This is a genomic window from Desulfobulbus alkaliphilus (genome assembly GCF_016918545.1).
Classification (GTDB): Bacteria; Desulfobacterota; Desulfobulbia; order Desulfobulbales; family Desulfobulbaceae; genus Desulfobulbus; species Desulfobulbus alkaliphilus.
The window spans coordinates 1-1843 of record NZ_JAFFQC010000084.1 but is presented as its reverse complement, the minus strand read 5'-3'; the positions used below and the strand labels follow the sequence as shown (position 1 = coordinate 1843).

The 1843-nt window shown below is 49.2% G+C and carries 3 protein-coding genes and 1 pseudogene; 1 reads left to right on the top strand and 3 read right to left on the bottom strand.

Translation table 11 applies throughout. The annotated features are described in order from the left end of the window. The 3 genes and pseudogenes from JWG43_RS20380 to JWG43_RS17420 form a co-directional block, all read right to left on the bottom strand. Window positions 1-175, bottom strand: a 175-nt coding sequence (locus tag JWG43_RS20380; RefSeq protein ID WP_205241987.1) for a transposase family protein, incomplete at its 3' end; no start/stop codon positions are given. A gap of 124 nt (window positions 176-299) precedes the next feature. After that, entirely contained in the window at window positions 300-629 is a 330-nt protein-coding gene (locus JWG43_RS17425) for a helix-turn-helix domain-containing protein (protein WP_205244220.1), read from the bottom strand. A gap of 599 nt (window positions 630-1228) precedes the next feature. After that, window positions 1229-1438, bottom strand: a pseudogene (locus JWG43_RS17420) (IS1634 family transposase N-terminal domain-related protein); the annotation flags it as partial. 283 nt (window positions 1439-1721) lie between these two features. On the opposite strand from JWG43_RS17420, the gene JWG43_RS17415 reads away from it, so the two are divergent. Beyond that, window positions 1722-1843, top strand: a 122-nt coding sequence (locus tag JWG43_RS17415) for a type II toxin-antitoxin system RelB/DinJ family antitoxin (RefSeq protein ID WP_205244180.1), incomplete at its 3' end; no start/stop codon positions are given.

The following is a 1843-nucleotide window of genomic DNA, read 5'->3' as shown; positions in this document are numbered from 1 at the left end:
GCTTCGCCTTCCCGAAGGCTTCGATGCCAACCCAATCGTCACTTCCACAAAGCATGCCGCAGATGGCAATGATAATGATATCGATCAGTTTATGGGCACTCCTTCCTGTAATCCGAGGATCTTTCAAGGTCGAAAAATGAGCAACAAGTGTCGTGTTGTTGAAATCGTTTTCCATAGTCCCCCCGTCGTAAATTGAGTTGAGGACTATGTATATATTATTATCTTACCCTGAACGCACGCCCTAAATCGAATTATTGGAATTTTGATGCGATTGCCCTGCAAAAAAGAGAAGCCGCAATCTAGAAATCGAGCTGTTCGACACTCAACCCCATGGCTTTGGCTATCTTTTTCAGGCTAACGCGGCGTGGCTTGACGCTGTTCTCCATCTGGGCGTAGGCCCCCTGGGTCATATTCGCCCTTGCCGCAACCTCGGCCTGGGTCAGTTCAAGATATTCACGCCAGGCGCGCATCGGCGACCAGTCGTGGTCAAAGGTGAGATTGACAACTTCGTGGGGGACAAGGTTTTCCTGGCGGTCGCGACTGGCCAGCCAGTCGGCATAAGGGACCACTACGAAGGCGGGGGCACCGTTGCGGTCGTGGATGATCTGGATATCAGTACGTACGGTCATCACGTTTCTTTACCTCCTGGATTTCGACGATGCGCACTTCGCCGTCATAATCGAACAGCAACCGGTAACTATCGGCCGGTAACCGTACCGAGAATTGGCCAGGACCTTTACACTCTGGCAATCAGGCATACCAGCCAAGCCATTGACGGCGGAACGGATCATTGCGTTATCCTGCCTGTCGATCTTGCGCAGTTGCTTCAAGGCTTTGACATGCCATTTAATGGTATTCATTCGAAAAAATATACGTTTTTATACGATAAAAATCAAGCATATCATTGGTAACAGCCGGTTGCCATGAAAAATTAGGGGGGAAATTAGGGACGCTTCCCCTATTTTGTGTACTTTGGGAGATTGGCATTTCTCTCTGTGAAAACAGGGGAGGCGTCCCTAATTTTCTGCTGTTGTTGTCCTGGTGCCGGAACCCCTCGCAATAATCCTACGGCACTGAGATCTTCACCAATATCCGGTGTTTTTCCAGCGTGCCAGGGCGTGTATATTTTAACGCATGATCTTAGCATCTTCTAGGCCTGACCCCACAGACATTCTCGTTATTGAGCATTTGCTCATTCCACCGCATCTGACTGCGTGCTGTCATCCAGAGGATCCACCACGGTGACACCGCAGACCCGGGCAATGGAGCGGCAGAGCCGTACCAGGGCTTCCCGATCGACCTGATCAGCCCGACCGAAGCTGTGAATGATTTTGGCGGAGGATTTGCCGGTCTCCGGATGGCGTTCGCTGTGGGCCAGTTGGTAATAGACCGTTACCGTGCCGTCTTTATTTTTCCTCTGGGTTGTTCGCAGGTACATGATAGCTGTGGAGGATATAAATAACCTCCTCTATTGTCAATGAGAGGAAGTCAGAGATACCCCCAGTTCAATGAAAAAAATATATTTTCAATTATTTATATACCAAAGGACGCTTGTCTGATTTTCATCCAGGGTTTGCGTGCAGGGGAATGTATACCTTCAATGCACAATCTTATCATCTTCTAGGCCTGACCCCGTAGATTCCTTGACCCCGTAGATTCCCTTGATTTTGTAATGCACTTGAATTAAACTTTTATCAAAACTAACCAAGGAGGATAAAATCATGGCTGCTAATGCACTGGTACAAACCCGCGTAGACGCCACTGTAAAAAAACGGGCGGCAGCGGTATTGGAAAACATGGGTTTGACCGTCTCGGATGCTGTCCGCATCCTGCTGACCCGCGT